This window comes from Shewanella waksmanii ATCC BAA-643 (assembly GCF_000518805.1).
GTDB lineage: Bacteria > Pseudomonadota > Gammaproteobacteria > Enterobacterales > Shewanellaceae > Shewanella > Shewanella waksmanii.
Genome location: NZ_JAEH01000013.1, coordinates 90,730 through 111,924 on the forward strand (window position 1 = coordinate 90,730; position 21,195 = coordinate 111,924).

Here is a 21,195-nt window from a genome sequence, read left to right on the forward strand (position 1 = left end):
CGACATGACCACCACCAGTATCAAGCGCGCTTATCAGGTCGTCAAAATCGCCCTTCAATATGGCTTAGATGACATTATTCCCGCTAAACTTAAGCCTTGGTACTTCAAACTATTGCGTGGCTGCTTCTTTTGGCTAGGCAATAAGCATAAAGACAAAGCCGGTGGTGAACGTTTAAAGCTGGCAATGCAAGAGCTCGGGCCGGTTTACATCAAGTTTGGCCAAATGCTATCCACCCGCCGTGACTTGCTCAGCGACGAATGGGCTGAAGAGTTAGCCATGCTGCAAGATCGCGTGCCGCCGTTCGATACCGCCATTGCTCGCAGTATGATTGAAGCTGAGCTCGGCACAGATATCGATACCTATTTTGAAGACTTTGACGATGTGCCATTAGCATCGGCGTCCATTTCTCAGGTCCACACCGCGACATTAAAGTCCAATGGTAAGCCAGTGGTGCTTAAGGTGTTGCGCCCCAATGTGGAAGAGAAAGTTCATGCTGACATTCAGTTGATGTCTCAAGCTGCAAACTTTTTAGAAACCTTGCTAGGCCAAGGCAACCGCTTACGCCCTGCTGAGGTTGTTGAAGATTACCGCACTACCATTGAAGGTGAATTAAACCTCAAACTTGAGGCCCTCAACGCCATTAAGCTGCGCAACAACTTTCTCGATTCTGGCGCGCTTTATATTCCTTACATGTATGAAGACTTGTGCTTTACAAGGCTTATCGTCATGGAGCGTGTTGACGGCATTCCGGTTTCGGATCGTGCTGCACTGGAAGCACAAGGTACCAATTTAAAACTGCTGGCCGAGCGCGGTGTGGAGCTGTTTTTCACCCAAGTATTTAGAGATAACTTCTTCCACGCCGATATGCATCCTGGCAATATTTTTGTTAGCCGCGACCACCCAAATGATCCGTATTATATCGGCCTCGACTGCGGCATCATGGGCACGTTAACCGATGAAGATAAACGCTATTTAGCCGAGAACTTCTTGGCATTCTTTAATCGCGATTATCGCCGCATTGCTCAGCTATATATCGAATCTGGTTGGGTATCACCAGACACCGATGTCAGCGCGTTTGAGCAAGCGGTAAAAGTTGTCTGCGAACCCATGTTTAACAAGCCACTGGATGAAATCTCCTTTGGTCACGTGCTGTTAGAGTTGTTTAGAACAGCCAGACGCTTTGACATGGTGGTTCAGCCGCAACTGGTATTACTGGAAAAAACCCTACTTTATATTGAAGGCTTGGGGCGTCAGTTGTATCCGCAACTCGATTTATGGCAAACCGCCAAGCCGTTTTTAGAGCAGTGGATGTCTGAGCAAGTTGGCCCTAAGGCTATGGCAAATAAGATTAAAAAAGAGCTGCCATATTGGGCGGACAAACTGCCAGAAATGCCTGAATTGATTTATGACAACCTGAAGGTTGGTAAAAATTTCGTCAATTCACAAAACCAAATGCTTGACCGCTATCTTAAACAGCAGCAAAAAGCACATAAAAGTAACTTCCTTTTGCTCACATCAGCTGTTTTAGTGATCTGCGCCACTATATTGTTTAGCCAACAAGTTACACTAGTGGCCTCTTATGGCGCAGGTGGTCTTGGGGTCGTACTCTGGATACTCGGATGGCGATCTAGGCCAAAGAATCGCAAATTTTAGCTAGCACTAAATAACCAAAGGTTCATAATAGAACCAGAATCAAATTAATGAGGATCGTTTCATGGGTGGCATTAGTATTTGGCAACTTCTAATTATTGCTTTAATCGTGGTATTGCTTTTTGGAACAAAGAAGTTACGTTCGCTAGGTGGTGACCTTGGCGGCGCGGTTAAAGGCTTTAAAAACGCCATGTCTTCAGATGAAGAGAAAAAAGCACTAGAAGACACTAACGCAGAAAAAACTGCTCAAACTGAGCAGAAGAAAACTGAGTCCAAGGATAAAGAACAGGCGTAATCCCTTATGTTCGACGGTATCGGCTTTATGGAGCTACTGTTGATTGGTATTTTGGGGCTAGTGGTACTTGGCCCTGAAAGACTGCCAGTTGCAGTGCGCTCAATTACAGGCTGGATCCGCGCCATGAAACGTATGGCGAACTCGGTAAAAGACGAACTTGAGCAGGAGCTTAAAATTGAGCAACTGCACTCAGATTTAAAAAAGGCTGAGAATCAAGGACTCAAGAATCTTTCTCCTGAGTTACAGGATTCAATCGATCAATTAAAAGAAGCAGCTCAATCTGTGAATCACCCCTATCAGGTCGAGGACGTGGCTACTGGTGACAAAAAAACCAGTGATGACGCACCAACGACTCAGGCCGCGCCAACGAAGCAGAGCGCTAACTCTGATAAACCTAACGGGTAATTATGTCGCAACAGCAGCCCTTAATTAGCCACTTGCTAGAGCTCCGCAATCGTTTGCTTAGGGCGATAGGAAGTGTGCTTCTTGTTTTTATCTGCCTAGTCTATTGGGCAAATGACATTTATCACTACATGGCCACACCGCTGATGCAGGCGCTGCCTGAAACCAGCAGTATGATCGCAACCGACGTTGCGGCGCCATTTTTTGCTCCGTTTAAACTGACCTTAGTCTTGGCATTTTTTATCGCCATTCCTTATGTGCTTTATCAAATCTGGTCGTTCATTGCACCGGGGTTATATAAGCATGAAAAGCGCTTGATGATGCCACTGCTAGCAAGCAGCACACTGTTGTTTTATTTAGGTATCGCTTTCACCTACTACATTGTCTTTCCGGTGGTATTTGGCTTCTTTACCAGTGTTGCACCTGAAGGCGTTGAAGTTGCTACCGATATCAGTAGCTATTTGAGTTTTGTACTGAAACTGTTTTTCGCATTCGGCCTTGCCTTTGAAATCCCCATCGCGGTGATCTTATTGTGTTGGGCAGGCGTCACGACTCCAGAAGAACTCAAAGCTAAACGCCCTTATATTGTTGTCGGGGCATTTGTGATCGGCATGATGTTGACTCCTCCAGACATCATCTCGCAGACCATGTTAGCCATCCCTATGCTGATATTATTTGAAGGGGGATTGATTGCAGCGCGTTTCTACAGTAAAAAGGACGATGAAAACGAAGAGCAGCAGGATGTTCCTGAGCAATAGGCCCTAGCTTGGCACTGTTGTAGCGCTCTGATAATAAAATAAAAGGAACTTTTTATGCGCTCAGTTAAGCCATTGCGTCTACTTTTTATCGCTGTATCATCGCTAGTCATTACCGCTCAAGCCCAGGCCGGGCTTGAGCAAAATCTTGCCCAATGTGCCACCATCACCGACAAGTTAGACCGACTAATTTGTTATGATAATTTGGCAAAAACGGTGAAACCTCAAAAAGCTATTGCTGCTCAGTCAACTGTACCGACTTCAACAATCCAAACCACAAATAATATTGCAACACCTCAAACCAATGTTGCAGCCCCCGCTGCAGAATCCGTATCTACAGTAGAACAGCAGTTTGGTAACTTAAAGCCCGTTGAGGAAGAAAGCATCGACAAACTCTATTTTACAGTCAGTAAAGTTGAAAAAGATGCATACGGAGCGCTGAAAATTAGCTTCAACAATGGTCAGGTGTGGAAGCAAACTGATAGTAAAAGATACAAAGTAAAATCAGGTGAAAGGGTCTATGTTGAAAAAGGTGCCTTGACCTCATTTTTCCTCGGGAGCGACAATAAGAATGCAACCATTCGAGTAAAACGCCTCAAGTAATGTCTAGGTATATGGATATCGCTGTTAACTTAGTTGGCAGCGCACTTGAAAAAGATCTTCAAGGTGTTGTCGCTAGGGCGGTGCAAGCGGATGTGTCGCCACTCATTGTTATTGGTAGCAACATAGAAGAAAGCCAGCAAGCGCTACAAGTTTGCAGCGATTATCCGAGGCAGCTGTATGCTACAGCAGGCATTCACCCACACCACGCGAAAGAATGGGATAATCAGTCAGAAGCAACAATTAAGACCCTAGCGCAAAGTCCATCTGTGGTCGCCATTGGCGAATGTGGACTGGATTATAATCGCGACTTCTCACCCAGACCTCAACAACGCCAAGCATTTGCTGACCAACTAGCTATAGCGTGTGAACTCAATATGCCAGTGTTGATGCATGAGCGCGACGCCCATCAAGAATTTATTCGCATTCTTAGCGAATACCGCCCTCAGCTACCTAAAGCCTTACTGCACTGTTTTACCGGTGATCGCGATGCGTTAATGCAATATATTGATATGGATTTATACATTGGCGTAACAGGCTGGGTCTGCGACGAGCGCCGCGGACAAGAACTAGCACAAATCGTCCCAGATATTCCAAATGATCGTATACTAATAGAAACAGACAGCCCCTATCTACTGCCGAGAAGTATGCGACCGAAACCTAAGTCGAGTAAAAATGAGCCTCAATATCTGCCCTATATTGCCGAGTATGTGGCGAACCTTAGGCAGCAACCGCCAGCGGTGTTCGCCAGCCAAACGTATCAAAACAGCTTAGACTTTTTTGGGTTAGCACAATGATGGCAAAGTCTTGGTGCTGGCTGCTACTCTCTATCATTACGAGTGCCCTGCAACTCGCCCATGCCGAAGTGGTTTTGGCGATTGATACTAATGAAGAGCGCGGGCTTAACCTATCCCAGTGGGCCTATTACACCAATGACATACCTGAGCTTAATATCCAGCAGGTGTCCAGGCTAAGCTCCAGTCGTTGGCAAAAACTGACCCCAGATGTCACCAATCACGTTGGCAAGCCAGCCTACTGGGTTAAATTTACCCTATACAACCAAACACCCGATATCGTGCGGCGCTTTATATCGATAGAGAATCCGCATATCGATAAGCTCGATCTCTACCACCTTGTCAATGATACGCTGTATAAACAAATCGCCATGGGTGATAGCCTGCCATTTGATCAGCGGCCGATTATTAACAACAATTTTCTCTACCCGTTTGAGTTATCCCAAGACCAAATGCACAGTTTTTACATTCGCGTAGAAACCCAAGGCAGTGCCAACTTACCCCTTAATTTATACAGCCCCAACGAGCTTGCGAAACGCACTGAAACACAATCTCTCACCCACGGATTTCAATTAGGCGCCTTGACCGCCATTGGCTTGTTTAGTTTGTTTATTGCAATTACCACAGGCTCTTTCAGCTACAGTTACTATTCTGGCTATGTGCTCAGTGTGACTCTACTGGTGGCGACACTGCATGGATTTGCTTTCCGCTTTTTGTGGCCAAACTGGCCGCATGTGCAACAGCTAATGCTCCTGTTGTTAATCCCATTAACTATCATGTTTGCCTTGCTGTTTACTGAAAAAGTGCTGCAACTCAAATATCACGGGGTGAGATTACTGAGAATGTGCCGTTACGGCGCTGCAATTGCGGCGCTGATGGTTATCATCACACCGTTTTTAGATTATAGCGTCGCGTTAGTATCTTATATCAGTGCCGTGCTTATCTCTTCGGTTCTATTGATGGTCATCGCTATCATTCAAAGTTTAAAAGGTCATAAGCTGGCGAAGCTATTTACCTTAGCTTGGTCAGGATTGCTGGTTGGCTCTTTTATTACCGCATCTATGTATCTTGGGTTGTTGCACCTGCCAATCGCCCATCAAACTCCATTAATGATGGGACTGAGCTTTGAAATTGTATTTATGGCGGCGATTTTAGCTATTCGCTACAACGATGAACGCAAAGCCAAAATGCGCATACAGCAAGAGGCGCTTAAACAAGCAGAACATCTGCGCCAAAGCCGTGAAGAATCTTTGCGTATGGAGGCACAGTCCAATGAAAAGCTTGAGCAAATGGTTCAAGAGCGCACCCTAGAGTTAGAAATCGCCCTGCGAGAGCTCAATGAAGCCAATCAAAAGCTCACTGAACAAACCACCATTGACAGTTTAACCGGCGTCAAAAACCGCGCGGCATTTGACAAGCGATTGCAAGCCGAAGGCCGATTAAGCCGCCGCCAGCAAACGCCAATGGCAATTTTAATGTTGGATATCGACCGTTTTAAATCCATCAATGACAATCATGGCCATTTGGCCGGCGATCAGTGTTTACGTTTAATCGCCCAAGCATTAAAAGCAAAATTAAAACGCCCAGCGGATCTGGTGTCACGTTTTGGCGGTGAAGAGTTTGCTATCATCTTGCCTAATACAGCACAAGATGGTGCACTGCAGGTGGCGGAATCGATCCGTGAAGCCATCGATGAGTTGCCGCTAAGTTGGGATAACCAAACCATCCCTTTAACCGTCAGTATCGGCGTTTGTGCTGAAGTCGTTGAGGATGAAGACCATACTCAGCTGCTACTTGATCATGCTGATAAAGCGCTTTATCAGGCAAAGAACGAAGGCCGGAACAAAGTCGTATTATTCGGGTCTGAAGAAGAATAAATCACAACCCAACCGTGTGTCAGGCAGACAGAGTCAAAAATGCCATGCTGTCTTCACAGGGTATTTGCAGGAGTCAAAAGTGAATATAATCACCAGTGCTTTCCCGCAGCGTAGAATGCGTCGTATGCGTAAACATGAGTTTAGCCGTCGACTAATGGCTGAAAACCAATTGTCAGTTAACGACCTAATCTACCCAATGTTTGTGCTTGAAGGTAACAACCGCACAGAGCAAGTGGCTTCTATGCCAGGTGTTGAACGCTACTCAATCGATTTACTGCTTAAAGAAGCGGAAGAGTTAGTAAAATTAGGCATCCCACTGATTGCACTTTTCCCTGTCACTCCAGCTGAGAAAAAAACCTTACTTGCAGAGGAAGCCTATAACGCCGATGCACTCGCCCAACGAGCAGTACGTGCGCTTAAAGAGGCATTCCCGGAGCTAGGCGTGATGACGGATGTCGCACTGGATCCTTTCACTACCCATGGCCAAGACGGCATCATTGATGACGACGGTTATATTCTTAACGACATCACCACTGAGATCTTAGTTAAACAGGCTTTGTCTCATGCAGAAGCAGGCGCAGACATCGTTGCCCCATCTGACATGATGGATGGCCGTATTGGCGCGATTCGCCAAGCGTTAGAAGAAGCAGGTCATGTGAACACCCAGATCATGGCTTACTCAGCGAAATACTCGTCAAACTATTACGGACCGTTTCGTGATGCTGTCGGATCAGCCGGTAACCTTAAAGGTGGCAATAAACACAGCTACCAGATGGATCCTGCCAATAGTGATGAAGCACTACACGAAGTCGCCCTCGATATTCAAGAAGGCGCTGATATGGTAATGGTAAAACCTGGTATGCCTTACCTAGATATTGTTCATCGGGTTAAAACTGAACTCGCAGTGCCGACATTTGCCTATCAAGTTAGCGGTGAGTATGCGATGCACATGGCGGCGATTGAAAATGGTTGGTTAGCAGAAAAGGCCATCGTGATGGAATCACTACTGTGCTTTAAACGTGCAGGTGCCGATGGCATTTTGACCTACTTTGCTAAACGCGCCGCACAATGGTTGCAAGAAGAGCAAGCCAAATAAATTAGCAACCCAGATACATAGCCCCCTCAAATAGGGGGCTTTTTTTATGTCTAGCCTTTATTCACATGGCTTTCAAATAGTTAACTATACTTATTTCACTATCTCAAACAGCAAATTGAGTTGTAATCTTGGCAATTCCTCATAGAATAGACTTAAGCTGCTAGTTTTTTAATCAAAACTAATGCTGATGAGGATTTGTACACGAATAAGGAAGTGACTATGGCGTCAACCAATGGTGCGCAAGTATTGTACTACGTCCAATCAGGTGAACTGATTTGGGCAATCACAGCTGACGGCCGCTGGCTACCTGTTGATGCCAGTCAACTCTCTGATGCCATTGTTATTCACTTTGTCACACCTGAACAGTTAGCTGTCATCATCAATGGCGAACAAAACCAGATAACCATTGATGGCAATAGCATCGATATTTCTACCAGCACCGTCAATGAGTTACGCCAGTCAACATCTCATACGCCCGCACTCAATCCGGCAGCCAACCAAGTTGTCGGTCAGCAAGGTATCAATTTGGGCTTTCAGCTCGTTAACCGCGATGGTGAAATCTCACCTCCGAGTTCAGGTTTTGATACCTTTTCAGACCAACAAAACGCCACTACCGGTACCTTATTTAGCAATATTACGGAAGACAGTTTTGCGACACTCACACTGACAGTCAATATCAACAGTAACGGTGATATCTATATCAACCGCTTTGAAAGTCCGGCTGTTGATCTAGCAGGTCTCGCACTTGATGCAAGTGACGGCCAACAATTAACCCTGTCGTTAACAGACATCAAAGGCAAGCAATTACTCTTTGAAGTTAGTGTCGAAAACCAAGCTTGGACTCTTGCTGATATAGACTGGAGCCAACTTGAAGAAGGGCAAGTTATTGCTACAATCACCGCCCCGCTCTATCCCGGTGAGGTCAATAATGGGATCGATGACGCAATAAAAGATACCTTGGCTGATATCAGCATCACGGTAGACTACGGTTCAGATAATGTGATCAATGCCAGCGAGGCAACGGTGACTAGGCTCTTTGGCCAGGTACAAGATGTACAAAATGGTCAACCCGTTACGGTCGAATTAACCGATGAACAAGGACACTCGCAATCGTTTACCACCACCGTTAGCAATGGCCAATGGGAAATTATAGACGCCGATTTGTTGGCCTTTGATAGCAATACCTTAATAGCACGGGCAACGACCATCGATATTGCTGGTAACCCAGCAGTTGTAGAAACCACTGTAGCCCTCGATGTTGCTGCCAGTATCACTATTAATGTTGATACCGGAAATGATCAAGTTATCAATGCAGTCGAAATGCTGGCTACTGATATATACGGTGACGTCAGCGATATTGAAAATGGTCAAGATGTGGTCGTAACGGTCACCGACCAATTAGGTGCAACTCTAAGCTTTATTACCAGCGTTGTTGAACAATCATGGCAACTTAACAACGTTGACTTGTCTTCACTAGCTGAAGGCCAACTTATTTTTACTGCGACCTCGAGCGATCTTGCTGGTAACCCAGCTCAAGGTCAAATCAATTATCTAAAAGACAGCTTAGCCAGTATTACTATCGAATTTGTCGATGATGATGGCGTACTTAATCAGCAGGAACTTGCCCACACCCAAGTCCAAGGTCAAGTCGCTAACATCGAAGATGGACAAGCGGTGACAGTCACCTTTAGTGACGCCAATGGCCAGCAATCGAGTGCAACAACAGTAGTCGTCAATGGAAGTTGGCAACTTAATGATGTCAATCTATCTGATTTTGATAGTGCGACGCTGATTGCCACCGCATCATCAGCAGATATTGCCGGCAACCCTGCCCAAGCCAGCACCGATATACTTGTAGATAACCTTGCAGTGATTACCATTAATGTTGATACCGGTAATGACGACATCATCAATGCAATGGAGATGCTAGCTACCAATATATTCGGTGATGTTATCGACATTGAAAACGGTCAAGATGTAGTCGTGACTGTCACCGACCAATTAGGTGCAACTCTAAGCTTTATTACCAGCGTTGTTGAACAATCATGGCAGCTTAACAACGTTGATTTATCTTCGCTAGCTGAAGGGCAACTGACTTTTACTGCAAGCTCAAGCGACCTTGCGGGCAATCCAGCCCAAGATCAAATCAATTTTATAAAAGACAGTTTAGCCGAGATTACTATTGAGTTTGTCGATGATGATGGCGTGCTCAATCAACAGGAACTCTCGCAAGCTACGGTCCAAGGCCAAGTCAACAACATCGAGGATGGCCAGCCCGTTACAGTAACCTTTAGTGATGCGAGTGGCCAACAATGGAGCACCACTACCAATGTCGTCAATGGCGGTTGGCAACTGAGTGATATTGATTTATCTGCTTTTGCTGCTGATACCCTTATTGCTACGGCTTTATCAATGGACATTGCGGGTAACCACGCCCAAGCTAGCACGCAAATAAATGTTGATGACCTTGCTCAAATAACCATCAACGTCGATAGCGGTGAGGATACGGTATTAAATGCCACCGAAGTCGTAGCGACAGATCTCTATGGTGACGTCACTGATATTGAAAATGGTCAAATTGTTACCATAACCGTTACCGATACATCAGGGATTAGTTTGAGCTTTTCGACCATCGTGGTAGACCAAGCATGGCCAATTAACGCTGTCGACTTGTCAGAGCTTGAAGATGGGCCACTCATCTTTAACGCATCTAGCACCGATATTGCCGGTAACACTGCTATCGCAGAAACTGACGTATATAAAGAAACCAAAGCATTTGTTTCTATCAATGCTATCGATCTCGACCAAGTGCTTAGCAGCGCAGAGGTCAGTATAGCGACACTCGCTGGGTTGGTTCATAACATTGAAGATGGAAACCCGGTATCTATTACCGTCACCGATAGTCAAGGCAATAGCTTGAGTTTTAGTAGCACGGTGCGCAACGGCACATGGATTGTCGATAATGCTGACCTTTCCACCCTGGCAGACGGGACATTACAGCTGTACGTCACTAGTTCAGATTTTGAAGGGAATATCGCTGAAAACACTTCCAGTGTTCTCAAAGATACTCAAGCTAGCATCAGCATAGAAATCATTGATAACGATGGGGTTATCAATGCAAGTGAACTATCTAAGGTCAGCGCTAGAGGCAGCGTGACCAATGTAGAAGATGGTCAACAAGTTACCATTACCTTTATCGATTCTATCGGCAATATTGTCACTGCAGTTTCCGTAGTCGTCGCCGGGCAATGGCAGATTGATGATGTTGATTTAACCACATTGGTTGACGGCGCATTATCAGCCTCGGCCTTGGTTTCAGATCAAGCGGGTAACCCCACCGAAGCAAGCACTGATGCTGAGATTGATACCCTCGCGAGTATTGATATCTTTGTAGAAACAGGCTCAGATGTTGTCATTAACCAGACTGAAGTTATCGATACCAATATCTATGGTGTGGTTGATAATATTGAAGATGGCCAAACGGTCATTGTCATTGCCCGAGATATCAATGGCGATGAACTATCCTTTACCGCCCAAGTCTTATCTGGTCAATGGCAATTGCTTGGGGCAAACCTTGCCATCCTTGCCGAAGGACCTATCATATTTACCGCCACAACTGCCGATGTAGCCGGTAATCAGGCCAATTCAGAAACCGAAGCATACAAAGAAACCAAGGCCAATATTACCATTGCAGCAATCGATGCCGACGGTGTGCTGAATAGCTTAGAAAGTGAAGAAGCTTTATTAGCAGGTTTTGTGCTCAATGTTGAAGACGCCAGTCCGGTATTGGTAACCGTAACCGATGCCGCCGGCACGAGTTTGACTTTTGAATCAGTTGTGGTCAATGGAATATGGCGTGTAAAAGATGCGGACCTATCATCACTACTTGATGGCACGCTGCAGCTATTTGTTACCACTCAAGACTTTGAAGGTAACGTCGCTGAGGCCAATAATACGGTCGAGAAAGACTCTAGCTTTGTTGAGATACTCATCAGAATTGAAACTGGCGAAGACAATACCCTCAATCAGTTCGAAACGCCACTGAGTCAGATATATGGGCGTACTTTAAACATTGAAGATGGCCAAGTCGTCACAGTATTGGTCAGTGATATCAATGGCCAACAACTGAGTTTTCAAACTACCGTGACTGACAATCGTTGGCAGCTAGATAACCTCGATCTTAGCAGCCTCGCTGATGGCGCAATAACCGCCACAGCCAGTGTTGATGATATCGCCGGAAACTTTGCTACCTCAGTCGATATCAAAAACAAAAATGTGGTTGCTGATATTGATTTCAGTGAACGCTCTAGCGACAAAACTCTTAATGCAGACTCTATCAGTAAAGCCATCTATTTTGGTCAGACCAACGACGTTGAAAGTGGTCAAACGGTCAATATCGTGTTTACCGACAGCGCCAATAATAGCTTAAGTTTCAATTCGATTGTCGTCCTCGATCGCTGGCTATTCACTGGACTTGATTTGAGTAGCTTAGTTGATGGTGAAATTAATGTATCGGTCAATACTATCGACAGGTACGGCAATGTGGCATCACAAACCACATCACTTCAAAAAGACACACTAGCCACTGTCAGTATCCAGTTTGATGACAACGACAATGTCCTCAATAGCGACGAAGTTAGCGCGGCAGCCTTAAGTGGCGAAGTCGCCAATGTCGAAGATGGTCAAGTCGTCAGCGTCACAATAACCGATGGTACGACGGAGTTAACATACACTGCCGAGGTAACCGGTGGTCAATGGCAGCTGACAGATTTAGATCTATCCAGTTTGGCGCAAGGTCAGATCACAGCAAGTGCGGTGGTTACTGATTTGGCGGGCAACCTAGCCCAAAGTGATACCAGTATTGAGATTGATACATTGGCGCAAATAGCAGTCAGTGTGGATACTAATCAAGACGTTGTTGATAACATCCTCAATGCTACAGAAATGTCGCAAGTGACCCTGTTAGGCACGACTCAAGATGTTAATAATAATAGCCAAGTAAGCATAACCGTTACTGATATTAATAATATCAGCCTAACCTTCGTGACCACCGTATTTGGTGGCAGTTGGCAGTTTGATGGGGCTAATCTACAATCATTAGCCGATGGTGCACTTACGGTCACAGCGACTACCACCGACAATGCAGGCAATACAGCAGTTGCGACCACCCAAATCATTAAAGACAGTCAAGCTGAAGTATTTATATCTATAGGTAGCGGAGATGATGAGTTAATCAATGCTGCAGAACTCAGCGCGTTAGTGATATCTGGTAGCAGTAACTTCATTGATGTAGGCCGGCAAGTAACTGTCACTATTACTGATAGTGCAGGCACAACAATAAGTCGCACTGCAACAATCGATAACAACGGTAACTGGAGCTTAGCCGCTGAAGACTATCTAGCACTTGGCTTTGTAGATGGCGTGATTAGCGCCACAGCCACGGTGAGCGATAGCGCCGGCAATTCAGCTTCTGCAGTTGATACCGCGACCATAGATAGCCAAGTCAGTATTGACATCGACACTGGGGCAGACGGCTTCAACGCAGCGTTATTTATTTATCAAATTCAAAATAGCCTGTCAGGGAGCAGTAGCGGCGTAGAGCAAGGACAAGATGTCACTTTAACTATCACCGATGGCGATCAGACCTTAGTTTTTGTTTCCCAGATAGACAATGACGGTAATTGGTCATTTACCAACCTAGATACCAGTAGTTTGGATAAACTTGCTAGCTGGGATGTCGTCGTTAGCACCGCTGACCAAGCAGGCAACACCACCTCCGATGCCATGCCGACACTGGTTCAGCCCCACCCTGCATTGCTTTTTGAACTGCTACTCAATTTTCAGTCGACAACCAGTGTTAGCGTGCCGTTTGCCATAGACAACGCCGATGTCAGTATCAGTTTGGACCAAGCAAGATTGACAAGCCTCACTTCAGAAGGTCAAGCACTCACCGTCACGGTAGATGGCGATGGCCAAGCATTTACGCTAACGCGCACAGACGGCGAGATTGTCATGCAGGGACAGCTGGTGAACGATCAGTTGCAAATTACACTACTGCAGCCTCTCGATGAGTCATCCGGTGTCAGCACCACCACATATGTGCAGTTAGAAGCGCTACAAATTGACGATGACGGTACGCAAGAAAAGGTATTAACCTATGCAGTATTGACCATCACCGACACCTTCTCATATGTTGCCGACGACCAATACTGCGTAGCAGAGCAATCAATTACCTCGGGATCATTAATTGCCAATGATTACACGATTGAGGGGCCGCTCACGGTCACTAAAATTACGATCGATAATGTTGACTATCAAGTCAATGCAGCTGGCCCAACGGTTGTTAACACCGCTTATGGGCAATTGTCGGTCAGCGCCAACGGCGTATGGCAATTTGTCGCCGCTGGCAATCTAGATAACAACCTGACTCAACAACTTAATTTTGTATATCATGCAGTCGACATTGACGGCACACCAGGGTCGGCGAATGTCAGTATTGATATTGTTGATGGTGATGCAGGCTCAATGGCGACGGCGACAACGCAGACTGAAGAAGCCATAATTGGTAATGCGGTATCACAAACTAAAACCTTCGTCATTGAAGCGGGCTCAGATACCGTTATTGCCGATAGTGTCGAATTTGGCACACTAACCCCATTTAACCTTGCCAATATGCAGTTAACCAGCAATGGATTGCTAATTAAATACAGCTTATCGGCTGACGGTAAGACCCTAACGGCATCCACCAGTTCTCCCGAATTAACCATATTTACCATTGATTTATCCGCCGTAAATAATGGAGACGATGTCAACGTTAGTGCCATCCTTAATTTATTCAGGCCGCTAGATCATAATCTTGATGATGTCATCAACTTAGCCCTGACCATTGTCGCAGAAGATCTCGATGGCACAGCCATTAACAAAGGCTTACTCAACTGGCAAATCGCTGACGGCGACAACGCTAGTATCAGCAATATTACTTCGGTCAGCTTTGATGAAAACAATGTGTCAGCGACACCACTGAGTCAAACGGGCAACTTTGATTTGTTCGTAGGTAGTGATGCTATCAGCGATGTAAGAATAGCCAGTGTTGATGAGCAGCCTCAATTAACTGCGGCTAATCAAACTATTATTTATCATCTGAGTGCTGATGGCCTGACACTCACAGCTCATACCGGTGATGTTGGCGACCCAGTTTTCGTGCTTTCACTTTCTAATAGTTGGAGCAGTGAGACCAATAGCTTAAATCAAGACTATACCTTTACTCTCTATAAAGCCTTCGATCAGACCGATACTGAAAGTTTTGATTTTGCCATGGTCGCCACAGATAAAGATGGCGATATGAGTCAGGCAAACATTACCGTGACGGTACAAGATGCCGATGCGGCTAACATCGACGATATCAGCTTGACGGTCAGTGAAGACCCCAGTGTCAATGCGTTTGATGATTCAGATAGCGGCCAGTTTAATGTTAGTGCCAGTAAAGATCCCATTGTTAACGTGCTATTTAATCTAATCGACGGTGATGAAGTACAAAACAGCCTTGGCGCAACCCTCACCCATAACGCGAGCAAACTCTATTGGTCGATTTCTGACACCGGGGCAACAGCAGAAGCAAAAACTGCAGACGGCCTAGTAATCTTTAGTCTGTCATTACCCAGCACCATCCATATTGATGCTGAAAGCTCAGCAAATATAGATATTAGCTTTGATTTACATCACCCTATTGATCACCTCAACAGTGCAAACCTCCTTGATACCCTCAATGTGGGCGTCAGCGTCATCGACAGCGATAATACTGCCGCGACCGGGAATGTAGCCATTAACATTTATGATGGTCAAAACCCTAGCTTGCCAGACGCACTGACCCTCAACCTCATAGAAAGTGGCTTACTGACCTCGACACCAATAAGTACCACACAAATACTTGAAACCCTTGCTGGCAGTGACGATATCGCAACAATTGAACTCACACCGGGATTTAGTTTAGGCACATTTTACAGCGCCGGCCACTTGATCAGCCTCAACACCACTGCGAATGATAATGGCTGGTATGTCGCCAAACGTGATGGCGATAACCAAAAGGTGTTTCAAATTAAGTTCGACAGCAATGGTAAAGTTGAATTCAAACAGTTTTTGCCGCTTGATCATAGTTATGGTGACAATGGTGAGAACCTACTGAATATCGATTTTAGCGTAACAGCGATCGACGCAGATGGTGACCCTTCAAATAACCAGACCGTTACCGTCAAGATTACCGATAGTGTTCCGCAAGATACCAGCCGCGAACTCAGTTTCACCGAAGCAAGTAACGAGTCCTACAGTATTGAGCTGTTTAGCGCATTTGAGCAAGGTGCTGATGGCGCAACGGTCACTCAAATAGATTACCCAGGCGGCCCCTACTTCCCTGGTGATGTCATCGATTTGATGACCGATGCCAACCCCGATGCGGTCAAATATGGTGAGTTAGTGGTCAATAGTGACGGTACGGCCACTGTCTCCACTTTCATCTTTGAGTATGCGGCCCCCTCCTTTAGCGAAGATATCGTCATTACGTTTACCGATGCTGACGGAGACGTCGCCACCAGCACATTGTCACTAACCGCTCGTGATGCGGAAGGCTCAATTAAAATATTCACGACTGAATTTGTTGAAGACACCACTGCAACTGTGGCGATCCAAGCTTCTCCAGGCGATCTTGATGATGGTGAACTGATTACCAGCATAGTGTTTAACACTGCTGCACTACAAGGTGGTGTACTGGCATTAGATGGCATCGAGCTCCCCAAAGACGGCAGTGGAAATTATATTCTCCAGGGAAATGACCTATTAATCGATATTGAGGGCGTGGCAATTCCCAACGGCGATTTGACCTACACTCCGGCAGAGGATGCCTCAAACGCGACCGTTAGCGCCTCATTTGATGTCACCGTCAACATTGTTGGTAAAGGCGGCATCGACACATCGGTTGCGATTAATATTGAATCAGTAGCCGATACCCCTCAATGGGATGGCGACAGTGTCTTTAATTATGAAATGCTAGAAGATGCCGCTGCAATCGGATTAAATCTCGGGGCCAGCTCTAAAGACCAAAACGGCGTAGATCCGCAAGGCTCAGAAACCCTCAGTTACATCATCGACAATATTTCCGACGGGCTAAACCTAGTCGCCTTTGGCATCACCCTAACCAGCGGCACGAGTATTAGCCAAGTCCAACTTGATGCCATACAGCTGCATATCGATGACAACCTAGCAGGCGAGTTTAGTTTTACGATCCAAGCAAAAACCCAAGAAAGTGACAATGCCGATACGGCCTTGAGTACAGTCGAAACTGTATCAATCATTGTCACGCCAGTGGCAGATACTCCTAGCGTATCTGCGCGGGATATACGCAGCCAAGAAGATCAGCCCATCGCCATACAAGATATTGTTTCTGGGGAACTCAGCGATACATCTGGCAGTGAGAGTTTGAGCTTTGAATTTACTTTACCTGTAGGCTGGTCAATACAAGCGCCCTCAGCAATAGATCTTGGCAGCGGTGTTTGGACAGTCTCGGCCGACGATGTCGACGCTAATAATGCTTGGCTAATTCCGTTAAATGACGCCAGCTCAGCAAACCTAGGGACGTTTAACCTAAGCGTACGCAGTTTTGCTACCGAATCAAGCCAAGATGGCGTTGCACCGGACAACACCCCCGCACACCCAAATCCGGCCTATAGTGATAGCGAACAGTTAACCATTCAACTGTCGGGCGTGGCCAATGATGCGCCAAGCATAGTCGATAATCAGGGCAATTGGAGTATCGATAGCACCAGCAATACTATTAGCAACCTTGCCCAGTTTGATGAAGACCAAGATATTGCATTAGATTTCACCATCGTGAGTTCAGATATCGACGGTTCTGAGTCGTTAGACCTGCGTCTATCTGGCGTGCCTGATGGGGTTATTTTTGTCAATTCTAATGGCATGGAAGTGCAATTAGATGTGGTTGGCTTCAATAGTGGCCAACCTATATATGCCGTTTCAGCTGCACAATTAAGTACCCTGAGTTTGCGTCCAGTGGCTGATTTTAGTGGTACTGTCAGTTTAACTATTTTAGCCCAAAGTACTGAACTTGATGGCGATAGTAGTGACTACCAGATGACACTCAACATTGATATTACTCCGGTTATTGACGCTGACAGCCAATCACTAACCACCTTAGTTAACGGCCGAGAAGATCAAGCGATAATTTTAGATCTCAGCCCCAGCATGCTGGCAGACATGGATAGTAGCGAAACCGTTGTCGGCATCATCATTCCAGCGCAAATCAATGGCTTAATTTTATTACTCGATGGCGCACCCGTTGATATTGGTCCACAAGGTATTGATCTTGCCAATTTAACTGACACGACTAGCCCAACATTAGATGCGCTAATCAACTCAGGTCGGTTGGCTGTTTTACCACCTGAAGATGCGGATGGTATGTTCAACCTTGCTATTCAATACCAAGTCCAAGATACCTCAAATTCTGGAGAAGTCGTCACCGAGTTTGTGTCATCACAGGTGAGTATCAATGTTGATGCGGTGGTCGACCTTGCAACCAATTTACAGCGTGAGCAACGAGTATTAACCAGTGCTGATGGCAGTCCAATCGACTTAACCCAGCAAGTTACCTTTAATGAGCAAGATATTGATGGTTCAGAAGTGCTCGACTATGTAGTGATCATCGTACCGGATAGTGATGGCTGGTATGTTGAACACCCGAATGGGGCAATAAATGATGGTGACGGCCGCTGGATCATTCCACTATCCAACTTGACCAACGACAGCACTCAAGAATGGGGCTTATCTATCCTCGATGGCGCAACCATCAGCAGCGCGTCAGCGACTGGATTAGAGAAAATAACCATTGAGGCACGCGTACTCGATAGAGATGATGCCGATATCATCAGTACTGATTTCTACGTCCAATTTGATCAAGGCAGTGGCGCGAGCGATGCCTCTAACGTTAACAGCCTACAACTTTCTACAGTAGACGCTATTGAAGATAACACTATCGACTTTGCTGGCCACCTAAACGCTAATATCACCAACGACAGTAACGACATTGTCAGTTTCAAAGTCTTGGCGTCAGATCTCCCCCAAGGCGGCTACTTTAGCGGCAGCGATGTTATTGCCGTTTATGACAGCAGTGGCATGAATGTCGTTGAGTACGTTTTCACTAGCCAATCATTGGCTAGCCTGAAATTGCATAACATTAGCGATGATTACGCCGGTGACTTAACTATCCCAATTACTATCATTGCAACTGACCCAATCAGCGGTGATACCCAAACTGATACTAGCCAAAACTTAGACATCAATATCAGTCCTGTCGTTGATGGCGCAGAGTTAACGATTGCCAACGACACTATGCTGGAAGATCAGCCCATTCCTTTAGGCATAAGTTTGCTATTTGCAGACGCTGACTCAAGCCCCGCCAGTGGCGGACAAGAGCAATTGCTCATTGGTGACCCCGCACAGCCCATCACGTTGACCTTGCTTGATGGTGGCACGATTAACGATCCAACGGGTTTCTGGGTCGCACCGGCTGGCAGTAGTAATACTTGGCAATTTAAAGGATTTACTCAAGCTGATTTAGACGCCGCGCTTGGATTGGTAGAGTTTGTGCCGCCAACCCATTTAAGTGGTGATTTCCAAATTCAAATCAGCGGAACCATCGAAGACACCGCTAACATTGATGGCAGCCCAACGACAGCAACCGATACGTTTAGCACCACCAGCACCATCACAGTGCTACCTGTCGTGGATGCAGCCAATACGCCAGGTGGTATTGCTACTTTTGTGGGCGCCGAAGATAGCGATATCGACTTATCGGGGTTAAGTAGTAGCAATCTTGAATTGATTGACCAAGACGGCTCAGAAGTTATTTACCTCACCATTCAGGGCGTACCTCAAGGTGCCGTCTTGTACTATCAAGATGGTGGCAACTTGGTCCAACTGCCGAACAATGGCGAAGATGGCGGGACCTTCGCTGGAAAACCGACTTTTTCTTGGTCGGTCACCGAAGCACTGCTAGCCAGCTTAGTTCTGCGCCCTCCCTTAGACTTCAATGGCGATATTCCACTGACGGTACAAGCAATCACCCAAGAATTAGGCACAGATCAGTTTGCTACCACCACGACAGAGCTGATTGTGGGAGTCACTCCCGTTGCTGACGGCGCACAAATCATCCAAGCGCCTGATGCACTTTACAACAGCGTAGAAGATGACATTATCAGCATCGATTTAAATGCGGAAATTCTCGACACCAGCGGTGATGAGCTAGTGCAGTTAACGATAACCATTACCTCAGATCAAGCCAGCGCTTTGGTCGACCTTGACGGTATCGCCATCGGTGATCGCTTCGCCTCATTTACCTACAATGCCAGTGACGACAGCTATAGCGCGCAAATCACGACTAATAGTGCATCACTGTCTCAATTTGAACTGCACCCAGGACCACTGGCCTTTGGTACGCTCAATGTACAAATGGATATTAGTTCAGTCGACGCCGCAATCGTATTAGGAGTGGCCTCGATAGATACTAGCGATGCACAAACCGTGCATTTCGATATCGAGATTGAGCCACAAGTCGATCGCCCCATTTGGACTCAAGCAGCCGATGTGATTGCCACTGACCCCAATAACGTCTTGCTCAACTTAGGTTTGGAACTAAAAAACCCTGCAGCAACAGAAGCCGGTTTATTAACTATTTTTGGTTTACCGGATCATCTCACCCTGTCTCACGGTGACAAAGTAGGCAATAAGTGGCTAGTCAATATTGATGATGTGGCGGCCTTGAGTGTTAATGGCGCCAGTGATGGCGATAATTTCACCCTCTATATGGAGCCCCTCGCCACCTACGAAGGTGAATTTGCACTGGGGGCGTTGAAAATCATAACGGTAACCGTAGACAGCAGCGCAACAGTATTTAGTACTGGCAATCAACTCCTAGATGATGGTTCTGAGTTCTTGGGCGAAATAAGAGACCTGAGAGTATCAGCTATCGAGACGCCACCGGCTATTCAATTTTCACAGTCTAGCGATATGATCTATAAGTTTACCCATTGGATAACACCGATAAAGTTGACGCCTTATCAATTTGAAGCTGACTATATTACGCCTATAAACACCAATATAGACATTACCAACTCCCCGCTATATGACGCTAACTCAATGCTGATCCGGTCCAATATTGAACTTTCACTCTCTTATTTGGAAATTGATACGCAGCAAGATATCGGACTAAGCTTGCCGAGTGAAACCCATAAACTCAAAGGAGATAACATCACTCCGATCAAGTCTATTGAGAGCGAGCTATTAGCACTAAATGCGGGTCGCGGTCATCAAAATATCGATTCTATGGCTCTTGCCTCATCAATGGCTGTTACAATAAATAATCTACCGCTTGTATCAACAGAGATTGCCCATTTAAATCCAATTTATCCACTATTGTTCGCTGACGACACGCCACCTAAAGGCGATCACATCACGCCGATAAAGCCAGCAGCAGACAGCCACAGCGAAGAGCATGTCACTAGTCAAGCAGCCAGCGAAAATGACACTGGTCTCAGCAACAGTCATGAGCGACTTGAACCGATTAATAATGAGCAGATGGCAGAAGCCCATCAACTGATTGCAGACAGTATCACGCCCCCCAAAGGCGATCACATTACGCCGATAAAGCCAGAAGTAGACAGC

At 46.0% G+C, this 21,195-nt stretch carries 9 protein-coding genes; all 9 read left to right on the forward strand.

Annotation, left to right across the window (positions count from 1 at the left end):
- Positions 1-4: 4 nt before the first annotated feature.
- On the forward strand, positions 5-1,654 hold the full coding sequence (ubiB, locus tag L865_RS0108260; protein WP_028772794.1) for a ubiquinone biosynthesis regulatory protein kinase UbiB: 1,650 nt from the start codon (positions 5-7) through the stop codon (positions 1,652-1,654).
- 61 nt (positions 1,655-1,715) lie between these two features.
- Entirely contained in the window at positions 1,716-1,946 is a 231-nt protein-coding gene (gene tatA / locus L865_RS0108265) for a Sec-independent protein translocase subunit TatA (protein ID WP_028772795.1), read from the forward strand.
- 6 nt (positions 1,947-1,952) lie between these two features.
- The gene (gene tatB / locus L865_RS0108270; protein ID WP_028772796.1) at positions 1,953-2,351 is read left to right on the forward strand and encodes a Sec-independent protein translocase protein TatB; all 399 of its coding nucleotides are present in this window, start codon (positions 1,953-1,955) and stop codon (positions 2,349-2,351) included.
- Between the two features lie 2 nt (positions 2,352-2,353).
- Complete coding sequence (gene tatC / locus L865_RS0108275; protein ID WP_028772797.1) at positions 2,354-3,106, forward strand: twin-arginine translocase subunit TatC; 753 nt, start codon at positions 2,354-2,356, stop codon at positions 3,104-3,106.
- 54 nt (positions 3,107-3,160) lie between these two features.
- A complete protein-coding gene (locus L865_RS0108280; RefSeq protein ID WP_051484522.1) occupies positions 3,161-3,706 on the forward strand; it encodes a hypothetical protein in 546 nt (181 codons plus the stop codon).
- Entirely contained in the window at positions 3,706-4,500 is a 795-nt protein-coding gene (locus L865_RS0108285; RefSeq protein ID WP_028772799.1) for a TatD family hydrolase, read from the forward strand. The genes L865_RS0108280 and L865_RS0108285 overlap by 1 nt, the downstream gene beginning before the upstream one ends.
- Positions 4,500-6,374 carry a sensor domain-containing diguanylate cyclase gene (locus L865_RS0108290; RefSeq protein ID WP_028772800.1) on the forward strand — a complete coding sequence of 625 codons (1,875 nt, stop codon included), beginning with the start codon at positions 4,500-4,502 and terminating at the stop codon, positions 6,372-6,374. The genes L865_RS0108285 and L865_RS0108290 overlap by 1 nt, the downstream gene beginning before the upstream one ends.
- 79 nt (positions 6,375-6,453) lie before the next feature.
- On the forward strand, positions 6,454-7,470 hold the full coding sequence (gene hemB / locus L865_RS0108295) for a porphobilinogen synthase (RefSeq protein ID WP_028772801.1): 1,017 nt from the start codon (positions 6,454-6,456) through the stop codon (positions 7,468-7,470).
- 219 nt (positions 7,471-7,689) lie between these two features.
- Positions 7,690-21,195 (forward strand): Ig-like domain-containing protein (locus L865_RS23425; RefSeq protein ID WP_051484523.1); only part of this gene is annotated, 13,506 nt, incomplete at its 3' end.

Excerpts from the sequence above, each read along its gene's own strand:
- ubiB (WP_028772794.1), top strand. The coding sequence starts at position 5 with ATGACCACCACCAGTATCAAGCGCGCTTATCAGGTCGTCAAAATCGCC.
- tatB (WP_028772796.1), top strand. The coding sequence starts at position 1,953 with ATGTTCGACGGTATCGGCTTTATGGAGCTACTGTTGATTGGTATTTTG.
- L865_RS0108290 (WP_028772800.1), top strand. The coding sequence starts at position 4,500 with ATGGCAAAGTCTTGGTGCTGGCTGCTACTCTCTATCATTACGAGTGCC.
- L865_RS0108285 (WP_028772799.1), top strand. The coding sequence starts at position 3,706 with ATGTCTAGGTATATGGATATCGCTGTTAACTTAGTTGGCAGCGCACTT.
- L865_RS0108280 (WP_051484522.1), top strand. The coding sequence starts at position 3,161 with ATGCGCTCAGTTAAGCCATTGCGTCTACTTTTTATCGCTGTATCATCG.
- tatC (WP_028772797.1), top strand. The coding sequence starts at position 2,354 with ATGTCGCAACAGCAGCCCTTAATTAGCCACTTGCTAGAGCTCCGCAAT.
- tatA (WP_028772795.1), top strand. The coding sequence starts at position 1,716 with ATGGGTGGCATTAGTATTTGGCAACTTCTAATTATTGCTTTAATCGTG.